We start from the raw sequence: 26269 nt of genomic DNA on the forward strand, positions 1-26269 counted from the left end.
ACAGCTAGGGGACCACGGCTGGGTCCTCCCTGTCATTGCCGCGTAGCTTTGTCAGCCTCTGCAGTCGTTCTCGCGCGCGCATCCGCGCAAGCGAACGAAGTCGGTGTGTTTCACGTGGAACGGTCAGGTCAGCGCAAGAGCTCTTCAACCCGATCGACCACACATTCGAGGGGTTGCGTAGCGTCGATCTCCACCGTCGCCGTCGCACGGAGCCGAGGTTCAACCGACGCCTGATTTGACGTGATCTCTTCCTGCTCAGCTGCGGTCGAGCCGTAGGGGTTCGTGGTGCGTCGCCGGACCCTGTCGAGAAGTACCGCGATGGGCGCCGACAACAGAACCACGTGATCGAAGCGGTCGTAGAACTCGCCTTGATTTTCGACGGTGCCGGACACGACCACTTCGGTACTCTCCCCCAACAGAGCACCCATCAGAACGTCGTCCCACAGCCCCGCCTCGGTGGTCCAGTGGCCGTAGTCCGTATCGACGACGGGGTAGCCCCGATCCCCCAACTCGCGGAGTACGCTCGACTTGCCGACACCCGACATACCGGTGATGAGCAAGCGAACCATGTGCTCACGATACCGATGTTTCACGTGGAACATTGGCTCTCCGCGTCAGCGTCACTCGCCTGTATCACTGATGGCACATCGGCGCTCGCTTACCCCTCTACGGAACGCGCGATTCACTGCGACCCCTATGGCCCTGCGTTCCGTCAGCTCCTCCACAATCGAGGCGCCGGGTGACTCCGGCTCTCTCGGGTACTGCCGCACTGACTCGGTCTCCGGTCGGGGTAGCTCGGCCAGAGACCCCATTCCTCAATGTGGCCGCGCCGCTCACGGTCTACGCGCGAGAACTCTCCCTAGTTCGGCCGTCCTGAAGAGCCTCGCAAATCGCTCACCTACCCTCTGTTGCCACAGCGTGTGTTGGCCCCAAACGCGTGAAGTGAGTCTTCGGAGTAGGAACGGCCTCCTACCCAGCGCGTATCCCCACTTCCCCGCGCTTGGGTCAGCCACCAAGGCCGGAACGCCCGACCACCCACCGTCGTGGGATCGCACATCCCGCGATTAAAACGGGTCGCCTGCACTTCACGTAACCCCAAGAGGTGGCCTCCTGTGGGGCTCGAACTCCCGCGGCCCATAGTCCCAGTCGCACTCAGAATCTGATCGGACCGCTCGAGTCACGTATATGAGAGTCACGCGACCACGGTGTTCCACGTGAGACAGCTGCTTCACGTGAGCGCGATGTTTCACGTGAAACGACCTTGATGATCATCCTCTGTGCAGCCCCTCCCCCCCCAATCGGGTCCAGACCCCAATCTCGCGCCTACGGCTCGTTCGCCATAGGACACAACGGACGTGTGACACTCCCAACACGACCCTGCGGTTCCGCTGGGTGTGTGGAAGCACGCTCCAAAGGACTCCTCCATGTTCCTCTGGTGAGGAGACGATGCCGCAACGCACCGCGGCATCGCTAAGAGGTACGAACCCTCTCGGCTGCCACTGTTATCGCCATCTCATGGCTGTACGCGCCGACTGGTGCGGGCGCACTCGAGCCTTCTGGGGTAGACGACGCTTCTCACAATGACGTTTCACGTGAAACACCCGTCCCATGCCCAGATGGTGCGTGTTAGATGTGGTCACACCTCACCGCCACCTGTCGTGGTTCGACTCCTCACGCCACGAGCACCGTTATCGCGGCTACGAACAGCCACTATGCACGTAGGCAGCCGGGCTGATTGGAAGGTCGCGAAGGCGTGTCCGCGGCACGACCAGATCTCGAATCGCGGCACTGCGTTCAGGTACTTCGCCGAGTCCACTGACGCTGGACGAACGAGTCACTCCGGACGAGGGGCTCTCCCCCGAGGGGCAGAGAGGTGCGTTTCACGTGAAACATGCTCAAGGGACCCCTATTGAAAGCGCAGCTCAAGACACAACGGGATAGCGCCCCGCGCGCCCTGGCTACTCGGATCGGTCCGGTCCCCTCCGGCGCGGTCTGGTCGACAGAGCATTGTCACCAGTGTCAACCGGGCTGGATAGGCACCTCCCACTGAGAAGGATCTACTCCAGGGACGCGCACATGACGCATGCCCGCCCACCTTCCATGAGATCTCGGCGAGCAGGCTCAATGCCGGGCGACTTCGCTGACCCGGCTCAGGCCGGACAGGGGGCGTGACGCTCGCGGCGGGCGTCGAACCCTATGAGCAAACCACAGCTCCTTCACCAGAAGTGTTTCACGTGAAACATGATGCCGAACTACCTACCCCCCCCCGGACTGCCGGAGCGGATAGTGACGCTCACGGCGGGTGTCGAGCCCTATGAGCGGACCACTGCTCCCTCGTCAGAAGCGTTTCACGTGAAACACCATGCCGATACACCAAACCCTCGAACGGGCCGACCCGGCAGTGACCTCGGTCTCCTCCCATACTCACCACCAGAAGTCGCATGCGACCGCGACACCGGTTCAACACCTGTGTCCATTGCGACTCGGCTCGCGCAGGCCGGCGAGTGAAGTTCGCGAAGTACCCCGCGACGCCTAAGAGCAAACAACAGCGGCATAAACAAGGAGTGTTTCACGTGAAACACTCCTTGTTCCCACCGACGCGTGACCGAACCACGCTGCCACTATGACTCACCTTCACTGTCCCACGGCGAAGATCCGGTTGAACGAGCGGATTCGCCGGCGCAGCCCGCGCCCGCGCCCGCGCGCGCTCCTGCTCCCGCTCGAAAAGCAACGACTCGACTCTGTGTTTCACGTGAAACATCGAAAACACTCGCCACACCAGCTGAAGTCCCTCGTCCACTCCCCATCGCCCCAGACCAGCGTCACTCACGGCGCGCAGGATCTCCGAGGGCTCCTGCACCTCCTCGGCATCCACCTCCCGCGGACGCTGACGTCACGATGTATGAGCGCCGGCCGGTGACGCGCGGGCACTGTGCGCCCTGGAATCAGGAGCGTGACCTCAGTTGCCGCGAGAGTTCGTCCGCGATGCCGCGGCAGGGGCGCCACAAGAGAAGACGTCACTGAGAACGTCAGAACCACGCAGGAGTTTCGCCGTTGACCTATCGCGCGCCGACGGGGACGTGGGGAGCAAACGCCCCCTCGAGCAGTCTCGGATTGTCTACCCCTGCCACGCCACTCAGCACTGGAGTGGGTGCCACGTCCGAAAAGGCGGACCCTGCACTCCGACGATTCCCGGCGCGGTGCGGCCACGATCCAGTGGGAGCTGCAGCGCGCGGCTTTGTCTACCGAACCCGAGCCCGAACGACGCGGGTGCTCTCAGCGAGGACTCCCTCTCCGAGCACTTCGACACGGACGTCTGAGAGGCGGAACTTCTTGATCTGCTTCTGCGCCGCTTCGATCTCGTTGTCGGCGTTCATCCCCTTGAGCAGCAGGAGCTCTCCCCCATCACGAACGAGAGGAGCGGTGAGCGGGATGAGCGTCTTGAGCGCGCTGACCGCGCGCGCGGTGACGACATCGAACCCCGCCGGACGAGGCACGTCCTCAGCACGCGCGCGCACGACCTCGACGTTGTCCAGGCTCAACCCCGCCACCTGCTCTTTCAGCCACGTGGTGCGACGCTCCATCGGTTCTATGAGCGTCCACTCCACGTCAGGGCGGGCGATCGCGAGCACGATTCCAGGCAGTCCCGCACCGGAGCCGATATCCGCAACCGATCCGTGAAACAGAGGAGCAGCGATGACGCTGTTCAGAATGTGCCTGGTCCACAGACGCGGAAGCTCGAGGGGGCCGATCAGACCCCTCTCTTCCCCATGCTCAGTCAGGGCTGCTGCGAACCGGCGTGCCAGCTCGATCCGGTCTCCAAAGAGCTCGGGCGCGACGGAGGGCTCGACCTCGACATCGACATCACTCACGACAGCATCCCGATCAGATGTCCACGTGAGACGTCAACGACGCCGCAGAACCGTGTGGCGGTCGGCACCCTCGCCGTACGACTCGGAAACAAGTCCCTGATCAGCGGCAATATCGTGCACAAGCTTGCGCTCATAGCTGGACATCGCGGGCAACGATGCCTGAGTCGCTCCATCATCGAGCTTCGCGGCCGCCGCATTCACCAGCGTCTCGAGCTGGCGACGGCGTGCGTCGCGAGACCCGCCGACATCGAGGATCAGTCGCGAGAACGAACCGGTCTTGTTCTGAACAGCCAGGCGGGTCAGTTCCTGAAGAGCCTGCACCGTGTCGGGTGCCGACAGCAGAGCCAGTCCATCTCCCTCAGCCTCGACCGACACGTAGGCGCGGCCCTGGCGGACATCCAGGTTGAGGTCACCGTCGATGTCAGCGATGTCGAGCAGCTCTTCGAGGTAGTCAGCGGCGACGTCGCCCTCGTTCTCGAGCTCGGCGACCGTGGGCTCCACGGTCTCGGTCATGTTGTCGGTCATGAACCGCTCCCCTTCTTCTTGGCACGCTTCTTGCCCACGGGCTGCTGGCGCTTCGGAGTCTGCGCCTTGGCGCGCTCCGCCTCTTCGAGCAGCCGCTGCTGCTCTGCTTCATAGGTGGCCATGGGAACGACCTTGCCCGAGGAATCGATCGCCTTGCCCTTGCGGGCGAGTCGCTCTTCACGCGCCTTCGCGGCTTCAGAACCGGGAGTCGGCATCTCGCGGATGACCAGGAACTGCTGACCCATGGTCCACAGGTTCGAGATGAACCAGTACACGACGACGCCGAGCGGGAAGAAGATGCCCGAGAAGATGAAGCCGAGCGGCAGCACGTAGAGCATGATCTTCTGCATCTGGTACGCCTGGCCGGTCTTGGCCTCGGGCGACAGGTTCTTCGAGATGATCTGCAGCTGCGTGAAGAACTGCGACGCGATCATGAGCACGACGAGCGTGACCAGGATGATGATCGCGGTGGTGTTGCCGGCGTCCACTGCGTTGCCGAGCGTCTCGTGAAGAGACGCGACCCCGAAGAGCTCTGCGTTGTAGAACTGCTCGGTGAGCTCTGCATTCAGCAGGCCCACGCCGCCGACACCCTGATTGTGGTGCTTCGAGACATCGCTCAGCACACTGAACAGAGAGAAGAAGATCGGCATCTGCACGAGGAGCGGCAGACAGCTCGACATCGGTGTCGTGCCGTGCTTCTTATAGAGGCCCATGGTCTCGCGGCTCATCGCCTCACGAGACAGCTGATCCTTCTTGCCCCGGTACTTCTCCTGAACTTTTCGCAGTTCAGGAGCGATTTCCATCATCTTTCGCTGGCTCTTGATCTGCTTCACGAAGAGCGGGATCAGGGCAGCGCGCACCACGATCACGAGGCCGACGATCGAGAGCACCCAGGTCAGACCGGATGCTGCCGGCAGACCGACGGCGGTCAGAAGCCAGTGCCAGGCGACGAGGACGAGCTCGACGACCCACTTGAGGGGCCAGAGAATGGTTCCGATCAGATCGAAGCCGCCGGAGGCAGGCTCCGGTGACGGTGTTGCGCTGGCGAGCAGAAGGTCAAGACCCACCGATCAATCCTTTCGGGCAGGGACGACGAAACCGCGAGCGGTCAGGTCATAACGGAAGTGTTGGTGCGGACGGACGTCGTCGACGCCGCCGTGGCTCCAGGGATTGCAACGAAGGATGCGCCATGCCGAGAGCATCGCTCCCTTCACCGCGCCGTGCTGTTGCACCGCACCTACAGCGTAAGCGGAACAGGATGGGTAATAGGCGCAGACATCTCCGTACATGGGGGAGATCACCTTGCGATACCCGGTGAGGAACCCCAGAACGAGATTCCTCGGAATCAGCGGGATGCTGCGAAGCACGTCCCCGGTCTGCAGATGAGCGCTGCCGATCGAAGATGCCGGAAGGGCGGTCATGCTCGACCCTGCCCGAGGCGGTCGAGGCAGCGATTCACATCGGCGCTCAGCTCTGCGTAGGTGGCTGTCGCGGATGCAGGAAGGGCACGGATGACGACATCCGTGCCCTCGGGGACCCGCGACAGCGCATCCGCACACACGGCTTTGAGTCGCCGACGCACGGTGTTGCGCACCACAGCGGTGCCCACCTGCTTGCTGATGATGAATCCGAACCTCGCGGCTCTGCTCTCGCCCGTCGTCAGCATCGATGTGACGACTTTGGCTCCGCCACAACGGGATCCGCGTCGAACGACCAGGCGATAGTCGCTCCCGCGGGTCACACGAAACGGGCGGGCGAGCACAGCGATTTACGCGGAGAGCTCGGTGCGGCCCTTCGCGCGACGGGCCGAGAGGATCGAACGACCGGCGCGCGTGCGCATGCGAAGACGGAAGCCGTGCTTCTTGGCGCGACGACGGTTGTTGGGCTGGAAGGTGCGCTTGCTCATGAAATCACTCCGGGAATGCTGCCACCGGGATCATTTTGACCGGAGACATAGGGATCTGCCATTCAGGCATAAGTCAACCGATTAAGGGTACGTCCTGGCGGCCCACAGAGCAAATCTGCGCGCTTCGGCACGGACCCAGACAGGATCCGCACAGCTATTATCCACAACCTGCCGCGTGCACGTATGCGCAACACGCGCGCGGATTTCTCAGGGCAGGTTGCCGTTCACAGCCGTGGTGACTACCGTGGCATCCGAAGTTATCCACAGGCGAGCCGCGTCATCCCGACGGCCCGTCGCCCCTCAGCACGGAGCGTCATGTCATCACCTGCCCAGCCCGACGTTCCGATCTGGACCACGGTGCAGGAGCTCCTCGAAGCGGATGACCGAGTCACCCCTCAGCTCCAGGGATTCCTCAGCCTCGCGGTTCCGGCCGGTGTGATGGCGGCGACGCTCTATCTCGAGGTTCCCAACGATCTCACCGCGGCGCAGATCAACAAGAGGCTGCGGCTTCCGATCATGGAGGCTCTCTCTCACATCGGCGACGAGGTCACCTCCTACCGGGTGGTGGTCAACCACGAACTCGCCGAGCAGCCGACGGCGCCCATCGCCGTCGCGGATTACGGCCGCCAGGAGCAGACGCGCGTCGAATCTCCGATGGAGCAGCCGACGCAGCAGCGTCACGAATCACGCCTCAACCCCAAGTACACCTTCGACAACTTCGTCATCGGCCAGTCCAACAGGTTCGCTCATGCCGCAGCAGTCGCGGTCGCCGAGGCGCCGGCCAAGGCATACAACCCGCTCTTCATCTACGGTGACTCGGGCCTGGGCAAGACCCACCTGCTGCACGCGATCGGAGACTACGCCCAGTCGCTCTATGCCGGCGTCAAGGTCAGGTACGTGTCGAGTGAGGAGTTCACGAACGACTTCATCAACTCGATCGCGAACAACCGAGGCGCGGCCTTCCAGGCTCGTTACCGCGATGTCGACATCCTCCTGATCGATGACATCCAGTTCCTCCAGGGTCGCGCCGAGACGCAGGAAGCCTTCTTCCACACCTTCAACACGCTCCACGACCACAACAAGCAGGTCGTGATCACGAGCGACGTCGCCCCGAAGCACCTGACCGGCTTCGAGGACCGCATGCGCAGCCGGTTCGAGTGGGGCTTGATCACCGACGTCCAGGCCCCCGACCTCGAGACCAGAATCGCGATCCTCCGCAAGAAGGCGCAGAGCGAAGCCCTTCATATTCCCGACGAGGTACTCGAGTACATCGCCACGGTGGTGTCGTCGAACATCCGCGAACTCGAGGGCGCGTTGATCCGGGTCTCGGCCTTCGCCAGCCTGAACCGCTCGGCTCTCGACATCTCCCTCGCTCAGACGGTGCTGCGCGACATCATCGACACGACGGAAGACAACATCATCTCGCCGACCGACATCATCACCGCCACCGCGCAGTACTTCAAGCTGACCGTCGACGACCTCTATGGCTCGAGCAGGTCGCAGCAGATCGCCACGTCGCGTCAGATCGCCATGTACCTGTGTCGGGAGCGCACGAGCCTGTCACTGCCGAAGATCGGGCAGCTGTTCGGCAACCGGGATCACACCACGGTCATGTACGCCTACAAGAAGATCAGTGAGCTCATGAAGGAGCGTCGTTCGATCTACAACCAGGTGACCGAGATCACCACGCAGCTCGGTCGGCGCTGACCTCACGACACCTCGAAAAGGGGGTCGTAGCTTCCGTTGGGACGCTACGACCCCCTTTCTGTGCGTGTGAGAGGCATACGGCCGGCTCGATCGATGCCAGTTTGCACATGTGGATAACTTGTGGATGACTCGCCTCGAGATCGGGACGGATGTGTGTGAAACCACCGAACCTGTGGATAACTAGGGGAGACGGTCGGACCGAGGGGAAGGTGTCCACCCGCGGATTCCTCAGGGTTTCCACAACTGACAACCGTGTAGTTCCTTACTCGCGTCTGCTTTCCACCGAGTTATCCACAGTATCCACAGGTGTTAACACCGTTAAGGAGTTAATTCAATTCAAGGGCGATCCGATCACCAGACGGTGGGGAAAGTCCGACGGGACGGAGGTTTGCGCCGCTCGTAGGGATCCGCCCGACTGTGGGGCTAGCATGGGAAGCCCTGCACAGGCAGGACCGATGACGAACCGTCTCAGAATGACGACAAGGGAGCACCCGTGAGGTTTCAGGTCAACCGCGATGTCTTCAGCGAGGCTGTGTCCTTCGTCGTCAAGCTCCTTCCGCAGCGCAACCCGCAGCCGATCCTCGCCGGAGTCCTGATCGAGGCAGACGGATCCGGACTGACTCTCTCCGCTTTCGACTACGAAGCATCCGCTCGAACAACCATCGAAGCAACGGTCGACACTCCCGGCACGATCCTCGTCCACGGTCGCCTGCTCTCCGACATCGCCAGCCGCCTCCCCAACGCGCCGATCGAGATCGCCGTCGAGGACGACGGCAGCATCACGGTCACCTGCGGCTCCGCACGATTCACCCTGGCCGCCATGCCGGTCGAGGAATATCCCTCGATCCCCGAAGTCTCAGGCTCGTCCGGTGTGGTTCCCGCCGACGACTTCGGAACGGCGATCGCACAGGTCGGCTTCGCCGCATCACGCGATGATGTCACCCCTGTCCTCACCGGTGTCCAGCTCGAAGTCTCCGGGCACACGCTCAGCCTGGTCGCCACCGACCGCTACCGCGTCTCGCTCAGGGACGTGCCGTGGGATGGCGAGGCCGTCGAGGCGAGCGCACTGGTTCCCGCACGCACGCTTCTCGAGGTCGGAAAGACCTTCGGTCACGCCGGGACGATCCAGATCGCGTTCTCCGGAGCCGGCGATCGTGAGATCATCGCCTTCACGGCGGGAAACAAGACCGTCACCTCGCTCCTGATCAAGGGCAACTTCCCGCCTGTCCGTCGTCTCTTCCCCGAGCAGACTGAGCACTACGCGGTCGTCAACACCGCCGACCTGGTCGAAGCGGTGCGCCGTGTGTCGCTCGTGCTGGATCGTGCAGCCCCGCTGCGCTTCACGTTCACGTCCGACAGCGTCACGATGGACGCATCGGGCAGTGAGCACGCCCGTGCATCGGAGTCCGTCGACGCGATCCTGAACGGTGGCGACGATGTCACTCTCGGTCTCAACCCGCAGTACCTCATCGAGGCACTCGGAGCGGTCAAGAGCGAGTTCGTGCGCGTCACGTTCACCTCGAGCGACAACGCGAACAAGCTCAGCCCCGTGCTGATCACGAGCCAGACCTCGGTCGATCAGGCCGGACTCGACTCGTTCAAGTACCTGCTGCAGCCCAACCTGCTGCTCCGCTGATCCTGCGACGGGCGCGCTCCGCGCGGCGACAGCGGTGTCAGACCCCGAAGGTAGGCTGACAGCGTGATTGTGGAACACCTGAGCCTGGTCGACTTCCGCAACTACGCGACCGCGGATCTCGCACTGCACAAGGGGCCCAACGTCCTGGTCGGCCGCAACGGTCAGGGCAAGACCAACCTCGCCGAGGCCGTCGTCTTCCTCGCCACGCTCGGCTCTCACAGGGTCTCGTCGGATGCGCCGATGGTGCGTGAAGGTCAGGATTTCGCGATCATCCGCGCGCGCCTCTCGCACGGCGAACGCAAAGTGCTGATCGAGGTTCAGCTCAACAAGCAGGGCTCGAACAAGGCACGCATCAACGGCTCGCCGTCGAAGACCAACGAGCTTCCCCGGTATGCCCATGTGGTGCTGTTCGCCCCGGAGGATCTGCAGATCGTGCGTGGCGACCCGTCTTCTCGGCGTCGCTTCGTCGACCAGCTGCTCATACAGCGCACTCCTCGCATGTCGTCGGTGCTCGCCGACTACGACCGTGTGCTCAAGCAGCGCAACGCCCTTCTCAAGTCGGCCCGAGCGCGGGGCATCAAGGGCGAGGGCCTGAGCACCCTCGATGTGTGGGACGACAAGCTGGTCTCCCTCGGAGCAGAGATCATCACGGCGCGACAGCGTCTGGCGGCCGACCTCCAGACCCCGGTGGCAGAGGCGTATGCGGCGATCGCCGGCGAAGACCATCGTCCCCAGCTCGACTGGGCGCTCTCGGTGCGAGGTGCAGACCCCGAAGAGGGGGTCGACGCGCCGGCCGAGACCTCGGGAGACATCGCCGAGATGTTCCACGCCGCGCTGCTCGCCAAGCGGTCGAACGAGCTCGACCGCGGGCTCACCCTCACCGGACCCCATCGCGACGATCTCGTTCTCCGCGTTCGCGGGCTGCCCGTGAAGGGCTATGCGTCGCATGGGGAATCGTGGTCGGTTGCTCTCGCCCTGCGCCTCGCCTCGGCGGAGCTGCTGCGCAGCGAGTCCCCCGCCGGCGACCCCGTGCTCATCCTCGACGACGTGTTCGCCGAACTCGATGCCGAGCGCCGTCAGCGCCTCGCCGCGCTGACGGCAGGGTACGAACAGGTGGTCGTGACCGCGGCCGTGGAGGAGGATATCCCCGAGGTGCTCCACGCGCATGTGGTGAGGATCTCGGCCGGAACCATCAGCGACGAGAGGGAGGTGCCGCATGAGTGACGCCGCACCCGTTCCGGCATCCGAGACTCCCGAGACGGTCGCGACGTATCTGCGTCTGCGCGGTCTCGCACCGAGCTCGAAGACGTGGAAGCGCAAGCGGCGCATCGTCACCGACGATGACAACGCCCCCTTCACCCCCGGACGTGACCCCGGTCCCCTCGGAGCGGTGCTCGACAAGCTCAGCCGCGACTCCGGGTGGCAGAAGACTCTTGCCCGTGAAGACCTGGTCAGGCAGTGGGCCGATCTTGCGGGTACGGACACGGCGAAGCGCTCCGAACCCGTCTCGCTCGAACGCGGAGTGCTCACCGTGAAGTGCGATTCGACGGCCTGGGCGAAGAACCTGCAGTACATGCGCGGGACCATCCTCACCGAGATCGGCCGACGGTATCCGGATGCGGGGGTCGAGAACCTCCGCTTCATCGGACCGGACGTACCCTCATGGAAATGGGGTCCCAGAGTCGTTCCAGGACGGGGCCCGCGCGATACCTACGGGTAGGGCACCGTTCAGGGGGTTCAAGAGGCTCAGAGGGCCACACACGGCCGTTCAGCGGGATTTCGAGTCGAAAGACCGCTAGAATGGGAGTTCGTGATATTGATGTGGAGAATGCCCTCTGATGACGCCTGAATTCCCTGCTGACGAGACGGAATCGACCACCGGGGAAACCCCTGACCCCTCACAGGGCGCAGAGACCCAGGCTCCCGCGGAAGCGGAGACGAGGTCCACATCGATCTCCCCCAAGATCAAGCAGCCCGGCGAGTACGGCGCCGACTCGATCCAGATCCTCGAGGGACTCGAGGCGGTGCGCAAGCGACCCGGAATGTACATCGGTTCCACGGGGCCGCGCGGTCTGCACCACCTGGTCTACGAGATCGTCGACAACTCGGTCGATGAGGCTCTCGCCGGCTACGCAGACACGATCCACGTGACGCTGCTCGAAGACGGCGGCGTGCGCGTCATCGACAACGGCCGCGGAATCCCGGTCGACCCGCACTCCTCCGACCCGTCGAAGTCGACGGTCGAGGTCGTGCTGACGATCCTGCACGCCGGTGGCAAGTTCGGTGGCGGCGCGTATGCCGTCTCCGGTGGTCTGCACGGCGTCGGCTCCTCTGTCGTGAACGCCCTGTCGACCCGCTTCGACGTCGAGGTCAAGCAGAAGGGCTTCGTCTGGCGGCACAGCTTCGCCGACGGCGGAGTGCCGCAGCAGAAGCTCGTCAAGGGCGAGGCGACCGACGACACCGGTACGAGCATCACGTTCTGGCCGGATGCCTCGATCTTCACCGAGTCGATCGACTTCGACTACGACACCCTGCGCACGCGCTTCCAGCAGATGGCGTTCCTCAACAAGGGTCTTCGCATCGAGCTGCTCGATGAGCGCGCGTCCTCGGCCTATGAGGTCGAAGAATCCGGTGTGACCGTCACGAAGCAGCCCGGTGATGTCTTCTTCTACGAGCGCGGACTCGTCGACTACGTCGAATACCTGAACAAGGTGCGTCACGCCGAGGTCGTCAACGAGGAGATCATCGCGTTCGAGTCCGAGGACACGGCGCGCAAGATCTCGCTCGAGGTCGCGATGCAATGGACCACGTCGTACACCGAGAACGTCTTCACCTATGCGAACACGATCAACACCCACGAGGGTGGAACCCACGAAGAGGGCTTCCGCGCCGCGCTCACCACGCTGGTGAACAAGTACGCGCGTGCGAACAACATCCTCAAGGAGAAGGACGACAACCTCTCCGGAGACGACGTCCGCGAGGGATTGACCGCCGTCATCTCGATCAAACTGGGCGAGCCACAGTTCGAGGGTCAGACCAAGACCAAGCTGGGCAACACCGAGGCCAAGGCGTTCGTGCAGAAGGTCGTGGGCGATCAGCTCGGCGACTGGTTCGACCGCAACCCGGCCCAGGCGAAGAACATCATCCGCAAGGCGCTCGACGCCGCGACCGCGCGCCTGGCCGCGCGCAAGGCGCGCGAGACCGCACGGCGCAAGAGCGTGTTCGAGTCGGCCGCGATGCCCGACAAGCTCAAGGACTGCACCAGCAAGGACCCTTCGATCAGCGAGATCTTCCTCGTCGAGGGTGACTCGGCCGGCGGTTCGGCAGTGCAGGGACGTGACCCGCACACGCAGGCGATCCTCGCGCTCCGCGGCAAGATCCTCAACGTCGAGCGCGCTCGCCTCGACAAGGCGCTGGGCAACCGCGAGGTCCAGGCGATGATCCAGGCCTTCGGCACGGGCATCGGCGAGGACTTCGACATCGAGAAGGCGCGCTATCACAAGATCGTGCTGATGGCGGATGCCGACGTCGACGGGCAGCACATCACGACGCTGCTGCTCACGCTGCTGTTCCGCTACATGCGCGGCCTCATCGAGGCGGGCTTCGTGTACCTCGCGATGCCGCCGCTGTACCGCCTCAAGTGGTCGAACCAGCCGCACGAGTACGTGTTCAGCGACGCAGAGCGCGATGCGCTGCTCAAGTTCGGCCTCGACAACGGCAAGCGCATCCCGAAGGATGCCGGCATCCAGCGCTACAAGGGTCTCGGCGAGATGAACGCCAAGGAGCTGTGGGAGACCACGATGGATCACACGACGCGGACGCTCCGCCAGGTGACCATCGAGGATGCCGCGGCGGCAGACGAGATCTTCAGCGTGCTGATGGGTGAGGACGTCGAATCACGACGCAGCTTCATCCAGCGCAACGCCAAGGACGTCCGCTTCCTCGACATCTGAGGCGCTCCGCGCCCTGCATTCGCTCGAACAACGACCGGAATCGACAACACACATGACTGACGAAGTACGCCCCGAGCCCCCGGCCCACGACCACGGGAACATCGACCAGGTCGACCTGAAGTTCGAGATGGAGCGCAGCTATCTCGACTACGCGATGGCCGTCATCGTCGGACGTGCCCTGCCCGACGTGCGCGACGGTCTCAAGCCCGTGCACCGCCGCGTGATCTACGGCATGTACGACGGCGGGTTCCGCCCCGACAAGTCGTTCTCGAAGTGCGCCCGTGTCGTGGGCGAGGTCATGGGTCAGTACCACCCCCACGGTGACTCGGCGATCTACGACGCCCTCGTGCGTCTCGTGCAGCCGTGGTCGCTGCGGTACCCCCTCGCGCTGGGGCAGGGCAACTTCGGCAACCCCGGCAATATGGGCGCGGCGGCTCCGCGATACACCGAGACCAAGATGGCCCCTCTCGCACTCGAGATGGTGCGCGACATCGAAGAAGACACCGTCGACTTCCAGGACAACTACGACGGACAGACCCAGGAGCCGACGGTCCTTCCGGCGCGATTCCCGAACCTGCTCGTGAACGGCTCGGTCGGAATCGCGGTCGGCATGGCGACCAACATCCCCCCGCACAACCTGCGCGAGATCTCGGACGCCGCGCTCTGGGCGCTCGACAACCCCGGCCTTCCGCGTGAAGAGCTCCTCGACGGGCTGATCCAGCGCGTTCCGGGCCCTGACTTCCCGACCGGCGCTCAGATCCTGGGCACCAAGGGAATCCACGAGGCCTATCGCACCGGCCGCGGATCCATCACGATGCGTGCGGTCGTCAACGTCGAGGAGATCCAGGGCCGCACGTGCCTCGTGATCACCGAACTGCCGTATCAGGTCAACCCCGACAACGTCGCGGTGAAGATCGGCGATCTCGTTCGCGACGGCAAGATCAGCGGCATCGCCGACATCCGTGACGAGACCTCTGACCGCACGGGGCAGCGACTCGTCGTCGTGCTCAAGCGCGATGCCGTCGCGAAGGTCGTGCTCAACAACCTGTACAAGCACACGCAGCTGCAGGAGAACTTCGGCGCGAACATGCTGGCGATCGTCGACGGCGTGCCGCGCACGCTGGCGATCGACGGATTCGTGACCTACTGGATCACCCACCAGCTCGAAGTGATCGTCCGTCGCACGCGCTTCCGTCTGGCGAAGGCCGAGCGTCGCATGCACATCCTGCGCGGCTACCTCAAGGCGCTCGATGCGCTCGACGAGGTCATCGCTCTGATCCGTCGGTCGGCCACGGTCGACGACGCGCGTGAGGGACTGAAGAAGCTCCTCGACATCGACGACGACCAGGCGCAGGCCATCCTCGACATGCAGCTCCGTCGCCTCGCGGCTCTCGAGCGGCAGAAGATCCTCGACGAGGCGGCCGAGCTCGAGCGGCTCATCGCCGAGTACCAGGCGATCTTGGCCGACGAGATGCTGCAGCGCGACATCATCCGCGAAGAGCTCACCGGCATCGTCGAGCGCTTCGGCGACGACCGTCGCACGCACATCCTGCACGGCTTCGACGGCGATGTCTCGATGGAAGACCTCATCGCCGAAGAGGAGATGGTCGTCACCATCACCCGCGCCGGCTACATCAAGCGCACGCGGAGCGACAACTACCGGTCGCAGCACCGCGGCGGCAAGGGCATCAAGGGTGCGCAGCTGCGAGCGGATGACATCGTCGAGCACTTCTTCGTGACGACGACCCACCACTGGCTGCTGTTCTTCACCGACAAAGGACGCGTCTACCGCGCGAAGACCTATGAGGTCCCCGAGGCCGGGCGCGACGCGAAGGGGACGCACGTCGCGAACCTGCTCGCACTGCAGCCCGACGAGAACATCGCGCAGGTGCTCGACATCCGGGACTACGCGGTCGCCGACTATCTGGTGCTCGCGACGCGCGACGGTCTCGTCAAGAAGACGCGCCTCGACACGTATGACACCAACCGCCAGGGCGGCGTCATCGCGATCCGTCTGAACGACGAGGACGAGCTGGTCTCGGCGCTCATGGTCAACGCCGAGGACGACATCCTTCTCATCAGCCGCCGGGGCATGTCGGTCAGGTTCAGCGCGACCGACGATGCGCTGCGACCGATGGGACGCGCGACCGCCGGAGTGAAGGGCATGAAGTTCCGTGAGGGCGACAGCCTGCTGTCGGCATCCGTCGCCGCTCCCGGTCAGTTCGTGTTCGTGGTGACGGACGGCGGGTACGCGAAGCGCACGGCCGTCGAGGAATATCGAGTCCAGGGACGCGGTGGTTTCGGCATCAAGGTGGCCAAGCTGCACGACGATCGGGGCACTCTCGCGGGTGGTCTGATGGTCTCGGCCGACGACGAGGTCCTTGTGGTTCTGTCCAGCGGCAAGGTGGTACGCTCTGCCGTGGCCGAGGTGCCCGCCAAGGGCCGAGACACCATGGGAGTGGTGTTCGCACGGACGACGGAAGCCGACCGGATCCTCGCCATCGCCCGCAACGGCGAGCGGGGCCTCACCGAGGAAGACGAATCGGATGAGGCTGAGGTGGACGCCGAGTCCACCGCCCCCGAGACGAACGAGAACCCTGAGGAAGCAGACGCATGAGCACAGTAGCCGACAAGCTGGCGAAGAAGTCCACGCGCAAGACCAGTGGCAAGCAGGTGCGCCTGCGTCTCGTCTATGTCGACTTCTGGTCGGCCGTGAAGCTCTCGTTCCTCGGAGCGGTCGCACTCGCGATCGTCACCATGGTGTCGTTCTTCCTGATCTTCCTGGTGCTCCAGGCCACGGGCCTCCTCACTCAGGCTGACGAGATCGTCGGCGCGATCACCGACAACTCGGTGCGCATCTCCGAGGTGGCAGGTCTGCCGCAGGTGATGGCGTTCGCCGCCGTCGTCTCGATCCTGAACCTCATCGTGTTCACGGTGCTCGGCGCGGTCGTCGCCGGCATCTACAACGTCGCCGTGAAGGTGACGGGCGGTCTGCTCGTAGGCTTCATGTCGAACTGATCCTCCGGATTCGAAGAGGGGCGGATGCTTCGGCATCCGCCCCTCTTCTGTGCTCTCCGACGGAGTAGGGAAAACCCGAAACCGGGTGTCTGGTTGGCTCGGTGTCGGCCCGATCGGCGCCGCCGTACCTTTGAACCATGACGACACACACTGCCACGCCACCACCGGCGACGGCCACGAAGCCGCCGCTGCGCATCGTGCTCACGATCCTGCACCTCGCAGGCATCGGAGTCATCGGCGGCTTCATCTTCGCGACTCTTTCCGGACTCCTCGGCACCGGGCTCGGCCTGCTCTTCGCGGCGGGCGTCGGCATCGTGCTGCTCGTCGGACTCGTCTACGCCCTCTTCGGCGTGGGCTGGTTCGAGGTGGCCCGGGTCAGCGCCCTCTACCGGTCGCCGATCACGCCGCTCAGGTGGCGCCCGCGGGACCGCGCCGGATTCGTGGGCTGGCTGCGCTCGCTCGGACGCCAGGCCATCGACGGCCGCATGTGGCGCGCCCTCGCGAACTTCGCGATCACCGCTGTGCTCGGCTGGATCGTGCTGCGCCTCGCCTTCGGCCTCGTCTGGTCGATCACGATCTCGTTCGCACCCCTCACCGGAGCGGACGCCGTGATGGGCCCGTTCGGCGGGGGCGGCATCGACCCTGCGTGGGCGCCGCTCGTCGGCATCCTCGGCATCGCCGCCTGCATCGCCGGAATGATCGGACTGGCACTGCTGAACCGGGTGCTCTCGCTCGCCATCGTCGTCCGCAGCCGTGAAGCAGAGCTCACGGAGCGCGTGCGCACCAGCACCGCTCAGCGCGAGGGCGCCGTGCGCGCCGCAGACGTCGAGCGCACCCGCATCGAGCGGGATCTGCACGACGGCGTGCAGCCCCGCCTGGTGTCGGTCGGCATGACCCTGGGGCTCGCGCAGCAGAAGATCGACAACGATCCGGATGCCGCGAAAGAGCTGATCGCTGAAGCGCACACTTCGACCAAGGCAGCGATCACCGAGCTGCGACAGCTCGCCCGAGGCATCCACGCATCCGTCCTCGACGATCGAGGCCTCGACGCAGCCCTGTCCGCCCTCGCAGGGCGATCCCACATCCCCGTGAGTCTCGACGTGAGGATGGACGGACGCTGCAGCCGTGAGGCCGAGGCCGCCGTGTACTTCTCGATCGCCGAGTCGCTCACGAACGCCGCCAAGCATTCACGAGCCAGTGAGGCCCGGGTCACCGTTCGTCTTCGCGACGGTGGAGTGCTCTGGGCACGTGTCGAAGACAACGGCATGGGCGGCGCACAGGTGCAACCGGGCGGTGGCCTCGACGGCATCGCGAACCGCGTCCTGGCAGCGGGCGGGACCTTCCGTCTCGAGAGCCCCGTCGGCGGGCCGACCAGCCTGGAGGTGAACGTGCCATGCGCATCCTGATCTGCGAGGATTCCGTCCTGCTGCGCGAGGGACTGGTGCGACTGCTCGAGGATGCCGGCCACAGTGTGGTCGCCGCTCTCGCTGACACCAGCGGTCTCAGCGAAGCCGTGATGGAGACCGATCCGGAGCTCTGCATCCTCGATGTGAGGCTGCCCCCGACGTTCACCGACGAGGGCATCCGCGCGGCGCTCGGACTTCGCGTCACGCACCCTGCGCTGCCGCTGCTCGTGCTCTCGCAGTATGTCGAGGAGCGTTATGCGTCCGACCTCATCTCCGCGCAGGGCGGACCGCTCGGCTATCTGCTCAAGGACCGGGTCGCCGATGTCTCAGAGTTCCTCGCCTCGGTGCAGAGGATCTCAGAGGGCGCGACGGTGCTCGACCCCGAGGTCGTGGCTCAGCTGCTCACCCGTCGCAACCGCGACGACCGCATGCAGCGTCTCACCGAGCGCGAGCGCACCGTGCTGTCGCTCATCGCCGAAGGCAAGTCGAATCAGGCGATCGCGGGCCTGCTCTTCCTCTCGGAGGCGAGCGTCGAGAAGCACATCACCGCGATCTTCCAGAAGCTGGGCTTCGAGCAGGGCGAGTCGGGCAACCGACGCGTGCTGGCGGCCCTCGCACACATCGAGAACACGGGCGGCAGCACGCCGACCGGACAGACAGGACTGGGACGATGACCACGAACGACGACTTCCAGGGCGGGCACACCCCCCTCACTCCCCCGCCGGCATCCGCGCCTCAGGGCCACGATCCGGCACCGGCACCCCCCACTGCTCCCGTTGCTCAGGCGGCGCCCGCCGATGCCGGCCGTTCATCGGGAACGACGGCGATCATGATCGTGACGGCGATCGTCGGCGGTATTGCGCTCCTCGGGGCGGGAGGGTCTGCGGCGTTCGCGGCGACCGGCAGCATGATGGGCTCCACGCAGGGCAGCGACTCGGTGCTGACCGAGGATGCATCGGGAATCAAGGGTCTCGACCTCGACGTGGATGCGGGAAACATGCGCATCGAGTTCGGGGATGTCGACGAGGCCCGGCTGGCCGTCACCGACGCCCGTGGCCCGGCGTGGACTCTCGAGCGCGACGGCGACGACCTGGTGGTGCGCAGTCCCGAGTTCCGGTTCGGATGGTGGTTCGGCAGCTGGTTCGGCGACGACCAGTCAGCCGTGCTGACTCTCCCCGAAGACCTTCTCGACGCGCAGCTCGATGCCGACCTCACCCTCGACGCCGGCAGCCTCGATGTGGTCGGCGAGTTCGGCGCTCTCGACGTCACCGTCAACGCGGGTGCGCTCGATGTTAAAGGAGCCGCGCGGAGTCTCACCATCGACATGAGCGCCGGCCGTGCGGACGCGCTGATCGACGGCGTCGACGAGGCGGATCTCAGCGTCTCGGCAGGCGATCTCAACGTCGAGCTGACCGGACGTGCACCGTCGCAGACGACGATCGACGTGAGCGCGGGGTCGGTCGACCTCACTGTTCCTGACGAGTCGTACTCGATCAGGCAGGACGTCAGCGCGGGATCGCTCGATGCGAAGGTCGACCAGTCATCCGACACCCGGAACGCGATCGACGTCTCGCTTTCGGCGGGCAGCGTGACCATCCGCCCGGGGCGCTGACCATGATCGAGGGCGAGGGCGCGCCGGTGCCCCGCCCTCGATTGGGTATTTCCGGAAATCTCCGGTAAAGTTTCGGAGGTTGACGGGCCCATAGCTCAGGCGGTTAGAGCGCTTCACTGATAATGAAGAGGTCCCAGGTTCAAGTCCTGGTGGGCCCACTCCTCAACTTAAAAATTCCCTCACGGGGCCTTAGCTCAGTTGGTAGAGCGCCTGCTTTGCAAGCAGGATGTCAGGAGTTCGAATCTCCTAGGCTCCACACTGTGTTGAGACAGTTCGAGAAGGCCCCGCCACGTGCGGGGCCTTCTCGTTTCTCCCTTCGCGTGTGCTCGGCAGGTACGATGCGGGGATGAGTGCAACGGCGACCGATCACCCTCAGGTCGCGGTCCGCGCACCGCGCTGGTTCGCCCGACGCCGCTTCGTGCTGATCATGAGCCTCTTCGTCATCCCGATCGCACTCTCCGCATCCCTGAACAGTTACGGACCACTCACCGTCGACTCCGCGCTGCGGATGGCCTTCGCTTCGGTCGCAGGCCATACGATAGCCGTCGTCGGGGCGCTGGTGGCGCTCGTCATCACACTCACTTCCCGGCGCACTCTCCCCGGTGTCATCTTCTTCGCACTCGTGGTGTTCTTCGTCACTGTGAATGCCGTCTCGGCGATGAGTGGAACAGGACAGCTGCTTCTCGATCAACTCGACCTGATCGCAGAGACGGCCGCCCTGGATTAGGCGATCTGCGCTCCTCCACAGGTGTTAACAACCCTGTTAACAACTGCCCGAGCCTGCCGGATCAGGGGCTCCTCAAGTCCACAGCTGTGGATGCATCTGTTAACAACTCGAAGATGCTCTAGTTATCAACCCCCCTTCTCACTTCCAGGTCGAGGGCGTAGCGTGCACGCATGGCTGACAGGGAGACGATGATCCAGACCGAGATCGTGTTCGACGGATCGAGCTATCTGCTCTCCCAAGACCAGGACGTGGGCGACCTGCGAGAACGCATCGAGTCCGCGACCAAGACCGCCGGCACCTTCGTCGACCTGGTCGTGGTCGGAAACAGGGCCGTCAGCGTGCTGATCACCCCGAACACTCAGGTGACGATCAGCGTGGCTTCGGTGGCGTACGACCCACGCGACACCGGCGACGTGGACTTTCCCTACAGCGGGTACTACGACGCGCTCTAGTCAGAGCTTCGGACCGCGGATGATCCGCACGGGGCCCCTGGCCTCACGGATGCTCACCGGCTCGCCCTTCTGGGTCACGACGATCTCCTCGCGGTCTGCGAGCGCGGCGGCGACCCGCCGCACGTCCGGCATCACCGCTCGCCATGATTCACCGCCCACCGTTCGCGCCACGTCACTCGGACAGATCGAGGACTCGTTCCGCTTGCGGGCGAGCGCGCGCAGCGCGGCCGCGATCCTCTCGTCGAAGCCGTCGCCGCTGCGGTCCTCCCACCAGGGCTCGCCGCGTTCACCCAGCGCGGTCTTCGCGTCCTACACCCGCCGTCGCGCATCGGAATCCTGCGCCTTCATGGCACGACGGGCAGCCATCAGCTCGTCCACGAGCTCCTGACGGAACGCGTCGGGGATCGACGGGTCCGTCGCCCGCCATCGCCGGCCGTCGATGATGACGTGATGCCCGTCTGCGGTGTGCTCCGGGCCGCGCGCATCGCCGCTCTCGGTGCTGTCGTCGGATGCCATGGGGACAGTCTCACCACCCCGATCGTGTCGTCCAAGGGGCTTGACCGCTCGGGCGCAGGCGACCCGCCGGCGAGATTCAGACGGCGGTGAGCCCGTGGGGCGCGACGTTCAGGCGTTCGCATCCGTCGGCGGTCACGACGACGATGTCCTCGATGCGTGCACCCCACTCGCCTGGGAAGTAGATGCCGGGTTCGATGCTGAACGCCATGCCCTCGCGCAGCAGCAGATCGTTGCCGGGCGCGATGTAGGGCTCTTCGTGCACTGAGACGCCGATGCCGTGACCGGTGCGGTGCAGAAAGGCCTCTCCGAGCCCCGCCTCGGCCAGCACAGACCGCGCGGCGGCGTCGACCTGCTCGGCCGTCGCTCCGGGACGCACGGCGTCAACCGCGGCCTGCTGAGCGCGCACGAGCATCGCGATGCGGTCGGCAGCCTCGGGGTCCGGGCCGCCGACGACGTAGGTGCGGGTGCTGTCGGAGTTGTAGCCGCTGGACACCGCTCCCCCGATGTCGACTACCACGATCTCTCCGTCGCCGATCACCCGGTCCGACACCTCGTGATGCGGGTCGGCGCCGTTGGGGCCGGAGCCGACGATGACGAACTCGACCGTGCGGTGCCCCTCTGCGACGATGGCTTCGGCGATGTCGGCCGCCACCTCGCGCTCGGTGCGCCCGGCACGCAGCCACTCGGGCACGCGCCTGTGCACGGCGTCGATCGCCTCGCCGGCCAGCCGCAGCTCGGCGATCTCCTCGGCATCCTTGATCATGCGACCCTCACGCAGCACCGGCGTCGCGAGCTCGACGCGCACATCGATCCGGTCGGCCAGCGGAATGACGTGCAGTGCCGGCAGTGCGTCGGAGACGCCGACCCTTGAGACGGTGCCGAGGGCCGCGGCCACGAGGTCGTAGGGGTTGTCGCCGTCGACCCAGTCGGAGACCGCGAGTCCGAGCGCCCCCACAGCGGTGGTCCTCACCTTCGCCAGCTCCATCCTCGGCACGACGATCGTGGGAGCGAGTCTGGGACCGAGCACGAGTGCGGTGAGGCGTTCGATCGTGTCACCTTCGACACCGACCAGGTACTGCAGGTCGGGGCCCGGCCCCACGACTATTCCGTCGAGACCGGCGTCGGCGGCGAGAGACGCGGCGCGGTCGAGTCGGGCGGCGTACACGGAGGCGGGGAACGGCAGTGTGCTCACGGCATCCACGCTACTGCTCGGGCCTCCGACAGGGAACGGCGACTCAGCTGACGGCGAGGCGAATACGCTCGGTGAGCACCTTGCGGTTCGCGGCAGTGAGGTCGAGCAGCGCGTAGGCGGTCGGCCACATCGTGCCGTCGTCGAGGTTCGAGATGGGCTCGAAGCCGAACGTGCCGTAACGCACCTTGAACTTGCTCGCCGGCTGGAAGAAGCACAGCACCTTGCCGTCCTTGCCCCACGCCGGCATGCCGTAATAAGTGCGCGGCATCAGCTCGGGAGCGACCTCGGTGACGAGGGCATGCAGCGCCAGCGACAACTCGCGATCCTTGTCGTCCGGCAGCTTCGCCACCGCCGCCTCGAGATCTGCGATCCCCTCGGCGCGCACTTCTTCAGGACTCTTCTTCGCTCGAGAGCGCGACTTGCGCTTGTCGGCCGCGGCCTCTTTCATCGCCTCGCGTTCCTCGGCGCTGAAGTTCTTCTCGTTGTCAGCCATGACGGGTTCCTTTCCTGGCGTGATCTGCGATGAACTTCACACTACGGATGCCACGGCCGGTTGTGCTTCTCGATTCCTGATCGATCGGGCACCCTCTGTCATGACGGCCCGACACACAGCGGTGGACGCCATCGCTCGGGGGCTAGTGTGAGGACATGGACATGCGGGTCGCGGCATACGCGGTCGTCACCGATGACGACGGACGCATACTTCTGGCGCGCTGGATCGAAGGGCGCCGAGTCGCCTGGACGATGCCCGGCGGCGGTCTGGAGGCGGGCGAGGCACCCGAAGACGCCGTGCGGCGGGAGCTTCGTGAGGAGACCGGCTACAGCGTCAAAGTCGGAGAGCTGCTCGGCATCCACTCGCGGGTGATCCCCGCCGGTCAGCGGGTGGGCGAGTCGGACCAGCCGCTGCACACGCTGCGCATCGTCTACCGCGCATCCGTGACGGGCGGGAAGTTGACCTTCGAGGCCGACGGCTCGACCGACATGGCGGAGTGGTTCCCCCTCAAGGCGGTGAAGGAGCTGCAGAGGGTGAAGCTGGTCGACATCGCACTGCGGATGGCCGGCATCCTCTGAGTCAGTCGCGCGCCTCTTCAGGAATCGAGATGTCGGCCACTGTGGCGCCGTAGGCGGCGATGAGATCGTCGGCATCGACGAACAGGCTGTACCCGTGGGCGCCGGCTCCCATGGCGATCCGCTGTCCGACGATCGACTCGTCGGCGAACACGGGCCACTCGGTGGTGCTGCCGATCGGCACGATCGTGCCGCGCTCGTATCCGGTCGCCGCGAGGGCCAGCTCCGGCTCAGGCAGGCGCAGCTTGTTCACGCCCACCACCGCACGCAGCTTGGGCCACGAGATCGACCTGCCGCCCGGAACCAGCGCGAACAGATACGTGTCGTCCGAGCGCTTGACGACGAGGGTCTTCACGATGCCGGAGGGCAGGATGCCGAGCAGCTCCGCAGCTTCGACGAGGCTGCGGGCCGCCGGTCGTTCACGGATCTCGATCTCGAGGCCCCGCGCGGCCGCGGCATCCTTCACCCGCGCATGGAGATCCCCCGGCTCAGTGGCCGGGGGATCCGGTGTCGAGGTCACGCGTCAGGTGCGGAGAGCGGGTCGTCGGCGACCCAGAGCTCGTCGTCGGCGCGCAGTGCCTGCCAGGCGGCGTAGAGAACACCGGCTGCTGCGGCGACTCCGAGGATCAGGGCGATGATCGAGCCGACGCCCGGGCCCTTCGGCTCGGGCTTGGTGGCCTTCCGGACCTTGCGAACGACACCCTCACGCTTGGCGTTCGCCACGTCCCACGCGGTGAGCGCGGTTCCGACGACTCCGCCGACGATCGGGACGACCTTGTCGTCCACGACGTGGTGGCCGAATCGCACGCCACGGTCGACGACCGGGGCGACGCGACGGTTGTAGGTGTCCTGCACGACAGGACCGACCTGCTCGCGGCCGAAGTGGCCGAGCTGGCGTCCGGCCTCACGGGCGACGTCGGCGGCGTGGCCGACCAGGACCTGCTGGTTCTCCCAGAGCTGATTCGCGTCGTTCTGAAGACGACGCAGCTCCTTCTTCCGCTTGCGGCTGATGCTCACGATGCTCTCCTGTCGATTGGAGTACGGATTCCCCATCTTGCCACGCGACCCTGGATGGGGCGAGGGAATCGCCGAACCCTTGCGCCGAAGGCGGATCGACGCTAGACGCGGGCCAACTCATGGGAAGCTCTGCGAGAATGGACGCATGGCTCACGCTTCTCATGTCGCAACCCTGCACACCAACCACGGTGACATCGTCATCAACCTCTTCGGCGACCACGCCCCGAAGACGGTCAAGAACTTCGTCGGCCTCGCCGACGGCACCCAGGAGTGGACACACCCCGCCACCGGCAAGCCGGGCGAGGGTGCTCTCTACAAGGACGTCATCTTCCACCGGATCATCCCGAACTTCATGATCCAGGGCGGCGACCCGCTCGGACAGGGCGTCGGGGGCCCGGGCTACAACTTCGACGACGAGATCAACATGGAGCTCAACTTCAACGAGCCCTACATCCTCGCCATGGCGAACGCCGGCCTGCGTCGCAACGCCATCACGGGCAAGCCCGAGGGCACCAACGGCTCGCAGTTCTTCATCACGACCGACCCCACTCCCTGGCTCCAGGGCAAGCACACGATCTTCGGCGAGGTCGCCGATGACGCCTCCAAGGCTGTCGTCGACGCGATCGCCGCAGTGCCGACGGCCGCGGGCGACCGCCCGATCGAGCCCGTCGTGCTGCAGTCGATCGACATCGTCGCGGCCTGACGCCGACGCTGGCCGATCCGGATGACGACGCCTGAGTTCGCGGACAACCGCGACAACTTCTGCTACCGGCATCCGGATCGGCAGAGCTTCGTGCTCTGCCAGCGGTGCCTGCGCACGATCTGCCCCGAGTGCCAGACGCAGGCGCCGGTCGGAGTGATCTGCCCCGAGTGCATGGCCGAGCAGCGCAAGAGCCGCACTCCCGCCCAGAAGCGTGCAGAGCGCCGGTGGGGCGGCCGCAACACGGCGACCGCCGCCGTGCGCAGCGGCAAGCCGATCGTCACGTACGCACTGCTCGCAGTGACGTCGTTCATCGGGCTGGTGCAGCTGATCCCAGGGATAGGCGACGCGATCACGGGCCAGCTGCTCTTCGCGGCGGGATATCTGTATCCGAACCTGTCGCTCATGACGTTCGAGCCCTGGCGGCTTCTCACCGCCGTGTTCGTGCACGGCGGGTTCCTGCATCTCGCGCTCAACATGCTCGCGCTGTGGATGCTGGGGCAGAGCCTCGAGCCGATGCTCGGTCGGGTCCGCTTCCTCGCGCTCTATCTGATCAGCGGACTCGGCGGTTCCGTCGCCGTCGCCCTGCTCGCGCCCGGGACCGCGACGGTCGGCGCCTCCGGGGCGATCTTCGGCCTCATGGCCGCGCTGCTCATCATCGGCAGGCACATCGGCGCGAACGTCACGGGTATCCTCGTGATCCTCGGCATCAACTTCGTCGTCGGATTCGTGTTCTCTCAGAACATCGCCTGGCAGGCGCACCTCGGTGGAGCGATCGTCGGCGCACTCGTCGCATTCATCCTCACGAGAACCCGAAGGCGAGAGCAGCGCACGCTGCAGATCCTGCTGCTCGCTGCGGTGGTCGTGGCACTCGTCCTGATCGTCGCCTTCCTGGTGCCGTTCCTGATCACGACGGTTTACTCCTGATCAAGAGTTGTTAACAGGGTTGTCAACCGTTGTGA

At 65.2% G+C, this 26269-nt stretch carries 27 protein-coding genes, 2 tRNA genes and 1 pseudogene; 17 read left to right on the plus strand and 13 right to left on the minus strand.

Annotated elements, in window-relative coordinates:
- Nucleotides 1–128 precede the first annotated feature (128 nt).
- The 7 genes from ASF87_RS06195 to rpmH form a co-directional block, all read right to left on the minus strand.
- Nucleotides 129–569 carry an AAA family ATPase gene (locus tag ASF87_RS06195; protein ID WP_056376367.1) on the minus strand — a complete coding sequence of 147 codons (441 nt, stop codon included), beginning with the start codon at nucleotides 567–569 and terminating at the stop codon, nucleotides 129–131.
- A 2673-nt stretch (nucleotides 570–3242) separates the two neighbouring features.
- Nucleotides 3243–3872, minus strand: coding sequence for a 16S rRNA (guanine(527)-N(7))-methyltransferase RsmG (gene rsmG, locus ASF87_RS06200; protein ID WP_056374980.1), 630 nt, complete (start codon nucleotides 3870–3872; stop codon nucleotides 3243–3245).
- 33 nt (nucleotides 3873–3905) lie between these two features.
- Nucleotides 3906–4397 (minus strand): Jag family protein, encoded by a 492-nt coding sequence (locus tag ASF87_RS06205; protein ID WP_056374982.1) that lies wholly within the window; start codon nucleotides 4395–4397, stop codon nucleotides 3906–3908.
- Nucleotides 4394–5464 (minus strand): membrane protein insertase YidC, encoded by a 1071-nt coding sequence (gene yidC / locus ASF87_RS06210; protein ID WP_056374984.1) that lies wholly within the window; start codon nucleotides 5462–5464, stop codon nucleotides 4394–4396. Before yidC ends, ASF87_RS06205 begins: the two co-directional genes overlap by 4 nt.
- Nucleotides 5465–5467: 3 nt before the next feature.
- Nucleotides 5468–5818: a membrane protein insertion efficiency factor YidD gene (gene yidD / locus ASF87_RS06215; RefSeq protein WP_042541553.1), complete on the minus strand. Its 351-nt coding sequence runs from the start codon at nucleotides 5816–5818 to the stop codon at nucleotides 5468–5470.
- On the minus strand, nucleotides 5815–6159 hold the full coding sequence (gene rnpA, locus ASF87_RS06220; protein WP_079113846.1) for a ribonuclease P protein component: 345 nt from the start codon (nucleotides 6157–6159) through the stop codon (nucleotides 5815–5817). Before rnpA ends, yidD begins: the two co-directional genes overlap by 4 nt.
- Before the next feature lie 6 nt (nucleotides 6160–6165).
- Nucleotides 6166–6303, minus strand: a complete 138-nt coding sequence (gene rpmH / locus ASF87_RS06225; RefSeq protein ID WP_042541555.1) for a 50S ribosomal protein L34 — start codon at nucleotides 6301–6303, stop codon at nucleotides 6166–6168.
- Between the two features lie 378 nt (nucleotides 6304–6681).
- Here rpmH and dnaA point away from each other — a divergent pair.
- From dnaA to ASF87_RS06295, 14 genes and pseudogenes are all read left to right on the plus strand, one after another.
- Nucleotides 6682–8010, plus strand: a pseudogene (gene dnaA / locus ASF87_RS06230) (chromosomal replication initiator protein DnaA); the annotation flags it as partial.
- 493 nt (nucleotides 8011–8503) lie between these two features.
- The gene (gene dnaN, locus ASF87_RS06235; protein ID WP_042541557.1) at nucleotides 8504–9646 is read left to right on the plus strand and encodes a DNA polymerase III subunit beta; all 1143 of its coding nucleotides are present in this window, start codon (nucleotides 8504–8506) and stop codon (nucleotides 9644–9646) included.
- A 63-nt stretch (nucleotides 9647–9709) separates the two neighbouring features.
- On the plus strand, nucleotides 9710–10870 hold the full coding sequence (gene recF, locus ASF87_RS06240) for a DNA replication/repair protein RecF (RefSeq protein ID WP_042541558.1): 1161 nt from the start codon (nucleotides 9710–9712) through the stop codon (nucleotides 10868–10870).
- Complete coding sequence (locus ASF87_RS06245) at nucleotides 10863–11366, plus strand: DUF721 domain-containing protein (RefSeq protein ID WP_056374988.1); 504 nt, start codon at nucleotides 10863–10865, stop codon at nucleotides 11364–11366. The genes recF and ASF87_RS06245 overlap by 8 nt, the downstream gene beginning before the upstream one ends.
- A 118-nt stretch (nucleotides 11367–11484) precedes the next feature.
- Nucleotides 11485–13599, plus strand: a complete 2115-nt coding sequence (gyrB, locus tag ASF87_RS06250) for a DNA topoisomerase (ATP-hydrolyzing) subunit B (RefSeq protein ID WP_228385607.1) — start codon at nucleotides 11485–11487, stop codon at nucleotides 13597–13599.
- Between the two features lie 52 nt (nucleotides 13600–13651).
- Nucleotides 13652–16216, plus strand: a complete 2565-nt coding sequence (gene gyrA / locus ASF87_RS06255) for a DNA gyrase subunit A (protein ID WP_056374990.1) — start codon at nucleotides 13652–13654, stop codon at nucleotides 16214–16216.
- A complete protein-coding gene (locus ASF87_RS06260; RefSeq protein ID WP_042541050.1) occupies nucleotides 16213–16617 on the plus strand; it encodes a DUF3566 domain-containing protein in 405 nt (134 codons plus the stop codon). The genes gyrA and ASF87_RS06260 overlap by 4 nt, the downstream gene beginning before the upstream one ends.
- A 137-nt stretch (nucleotides 16618–16754) precedes the next feature.
- Nucleotides 16755–18023: a sensor histidine kinase gene (locus tag ASF87_RS06265; RefSeq protein WP_056374992.1), complete on the plus strand. Its 1269-nt coding sequence runs from the start codon at nucleotides 16755–16757 to the stop codon at nucleotides 18021–18023.
- On the plus strand, nucleotides 18011–18697 hold the full coding sequence (locus tag ASF87_RS06270) for a LuxR C-terminal-related transcriptional regulator (protein ID WP_056374994.1): 687 nt from the start codon (nucleotides 18011–18013) through the stop codon (nucleotides 18695–18697). The genes ASF87_RS06265 and ASF87_RS06270 overlap by 13 nt, the downstream gene beginning before the upstream one ends.
- Nucleotides 18694–19635, plus strand: a complete 942-nt coding sequence (locus ASF87_RS06275) for a DUF4097 family beta strand repeat-containing protein (RefSeq protein WP_082508773.1) — start codon at nucleotides 18694–18696, stop codon at nucleotides 19633–19635. Before ASF87_RS06270 ends, ASF87_RS06275 begins: the two co-directional genes overlap by 4 nt.
- Before the next feature lie 84 nt (nucleotides 19636–19719).
- Nucleotides 19720–19793 (plus strand) — tRNA-Ile (locus tag ASF87_RS06280).
- A 25-nt stretch (nucleotides 19794–19818) separates the two neighbouring features.
- Nucleotides 19819–19891: transfer RNA gene (locus ASF87_RS06285), tRNA-Ala, on the plus strand.
- Nucleotides 19892–19981: 90 nt separating this feature from the next.
- Complete coding sequence (locus ASF87_RS06290; protein WP_056374996.1) at nucleotides 19982–20362, plus strand: hypothetical protein; 381 nt, start codon at nucleotides 19982–19984, stop codon at nucleotides 20360–20362.
- 170 nt (nucleotides 20363–20532) lie between these two features.
- Complete coding sequence (locus tag ASF87_RS06295; RefSeq protein ID WP_056374998.1) at nucleotides 20533–20814, plus strand: hypothetical protein; 282 nt, start codon at nucleotides 20533–20535, stop codon at nucleotides 20812–20814.
- Here ASF87_RS06295 and ASF87_RS18005 read toward each other — a convergent pair whose 3' ends face one another.
- From ASF87_RS18005 to ASF87_RS06310, 4 genes are all read right to left on the minus strand, one after another.
- Nucleotides 20815–21108 carry a DUF3253 domain-containing protein gene (locus tag ASF87_RS18005; protein WP_327037345.1) on the minus strand — a complete coding sequence of 98 codons (294 nt, stop codon included), beginning with the start codon at nucleotides 21106–21108 and terminating at the stop codon, nucleotides 20815–20817.
- Nucleotides 21109–21123: 15 nt separating this feature from the next.
- Nucleotides 21124–21330: a hypothetical protein gene (locus tag ASF87_RS18010; RefSeq protein ID WP_235558884.1), complete on the minus strand. Its 207-nt coding sequence runs from the start codon at nucleotides 21328–21330 to the stop codon at nucleotides 21124–21126.
- Between the two features lie 76 nt (nucleotides 21331–21406).
- Nucleotides 21407–22522: a M24 family metallopeptidase gene (locus ASF87_RS06305; protein ID WP_056376370.1), complete on the minus strand. Its 1116-nt coding sequence runs from the start codon at nucleotides 22520–22522 to the stop codon at nucleotides 21407–21409.
- Nucleotides 22523–22565: 43 nt separating this feature from the next.
- The gene (locus ASF87_RS06310; protein WP_056375000.1) at nucleotides 22566–23015 is read right to left on the minus strand and encodes a DUF1801 domain-containing protein; all 450 of its coding nucleotides are present in this window, start codon (nucleotides 23013–23015) and stop codon (nucleotides 22566–22568) included.
- A 155-nt stretch (nucleotides 23016–23170) separates the two neighbouring features.
- Between ASF87_RS06310 and ASF87_RS06315 the strand changes: the two genes are divergently transcribed.
- On the plus strand, nucleotides 23171–23593 hold the full coding sequence (locus ASF87_RS06315) for an NUDIX hydrolase (RefSeq protein ID WP_042541037.1): 423 nt from the start codon (nucleotides 23171–23173) through the stop codon (nucleotides 23591–23593).
- 1 nt (nucleotide 23594) lies between these two features.
- Here ASF87_RS06315 and ASF87_RS06320 read toward each other — a convergent pair whose 3' ends face one another.
- Together ASF87_RS06320 and ASF87_RS06325 are read right to left on the minus strand one after the other, a co-directional pair.
- Nucleotides 23595–24056, minus strand: coding sequence for an aminoacyl-tRNA deacylase (locus ASF87_RS06320; RefSeq protein WP_056375002.1), 462 nt, complete (start codon nucleotides 24054–24056; stop codon nucleotides 23595–23597).
- A 50-nt stretch (nucleotides 24057–24106) separates the two neighbouring features.
- Nucleotides 24107–24607: a hypothetical protein gene (locus ASF87_RS06325; protein WP_042541033.1), complete on the minus strand. Its 501-nt coding sequence runs from the start codon at nucleotides 24605–24607 to the stop codon at nucleotides 24107–24109.
- A 145-nt stretch (nucleotides 24608–24752) separates the two neighbouring features.
- Here ASF87_RS06325 and ASF87_RS06330 point away from each other — a divergent pair, with 145 nt between their 5' ends.
- Entirely contained in the window at nucleotides 24753–25310 is a 558-nt protein-coding gene (locus tag ASF87_RS06330) for a peptidylprolyl isomerase (RefSeq protein ID WP_056375004.1), read from the plus strand.
- Between the two features lie 21 nt (nucleotides 25311–25331).
- Nucleotides 25332–26234 carry a rhomboid family intramembrane serine protease gene (locus tag ASF87_RS06335; RefSeq protein ID WP_056375006.1) on the plus strand — a complete coding sequence of 301 codons (903 nt, stop codon included), beginning with the start codon at nucleotides 25332–25334 and terminating at the stop codon, nucleotides 26232–26234.
- Nucleotides 26235–26269 lie beyond the last annotated feature (35 nt).

This window comes from Microbacterium sp. Leaf161 (assembly GCF_001423645.1).
GTDB lineage: Bacteria > Actinomycetota > Actinomycetes > Actinomycetales > Microbacteriaceae > Microbacterium > Microbacterium forte.

Bases quoted from the DNA above. Each gene is read 5' to 3' on its own strand.
- yidD (WP_042541553.1), bottom strand. From the start codon at position 5,818: ATGACCGCCCTTCCGGCATCTTCGATCGGCAGCGCTCATCTGCAGACC.
- ASF87_RS06310 (WP_056375000.1), bottom strand. From the start codon at position 23,015: ATGGCTGACAACGAGAAGAACTTCAGCGCCGAGGAACGCGAGGCGATG.
- ASF87_RS06205 (WP_056374982.1), bottom strand. From the start codon at position 4,397: ATGACCGACAACATGACCGAGACCGTGGAGCCCACGGTCGCCGAGCTC.
- ASF87_RS06265 (WP_056374992.1), top strand. From the start codon at position 16,755: ATGACGACACACACTGCCACGCCACCACCGGCGACGGCCACGAAGCCG.
- ASF87_RS06335 (WP_056375006.1), top strand. From the start codon at position 25,332: ATGACGACGCCTGAGTTCGCGGACAACCGCGACAACTTCTGCTACCGG.
- ASF87_RS06195 (WP_056376367.1), bottom strand. From the start codon at position 569: ATGGTTCGCTTGCTCATCACCGGTATGTCGGGTGTCGGCAAGTCGAGC.
- ASF87_RS06275 (WP_082508773.1), top strand. From the start codon at position 18,694: ATGACCACGAACGACGACTTCCAGGGCGGGCACACCCCCCTCACTCCC.
- ASF87_RS18010 (WP_235558884.1), bottom strand. From the start codon at position 21,330: ATGGCATCCGACGACAGCACCGAGAGCGGCGATGCGCGCGGCCCGGAG.
- ASF87_RS06290 (WP_056374996.1), top strand. From the start codon at position 19,982: ATGAGTGCAACGGCGACCGATCACCCTCAGGTCGCGGTCCGCGCACCG.
- ASF87_RS06260 (WP_042541050.1), top strand. From the start codon at position 16,213: ATGAGCACAGTAGCCGACAAGCTGGCGAAGAAGTCCACGCGCAAGACC.
- gyrA (WP_056374990.1), top strand. From the start codon at position 13,652: ATGACTGACGAAGTACGCCCCGAGCCCCCGGCCCACGACCACGGGAAC.
- ASF87_RS06315 (WP_042541037.1), top strand. From the start codon at position 23,171: ATGGACATGCGGGTCGCGGCATACGCGGTCGTCACCGATGACGACGGA.
- gyrB (WP_228385607.1), top strand. From the start codon at position 11,485: ATGACGCCTGAATTCCCTGCTGACGAGACGGAATCGACCACCGGGGAA.
- ASF87_RS06295 (WP_056374998.1), top strand. From the start codon at position 20,533: ATGGCTGACAGGGAGACGATGATCCAGACCGAGATCGTGTTCGACGGA.
- ASF87_RS06245 (WP_056374988.1), top strand. From the start codon at position 10,863: ATGAGTGACGCCGCACCCGTTCCGGCATCCGAGACTCCCGAGACGGTC.
- ASF87_RS06270 (WP_056374994.1), top strand. From the start codon at position 18,011: ATGCGCATCCTGATCTGCGAGGATTCCGTCCTGCTGCGCGAGGGACTG.
- rpmH (WP_042541555.1), bottom strand. From the start codon at position 6,303: ATGAGCAAGCGCACCTTCCAGCCCAACAACCGTCGTCGCGCCAAGAAG.
- ASF87_RS06330 (WP_056375004.1), top strand. From the start codon at position 24,753: ATGGCTCACGCTTCTCATGTCGCAACCCTGCACACCAACCACGGTGAC.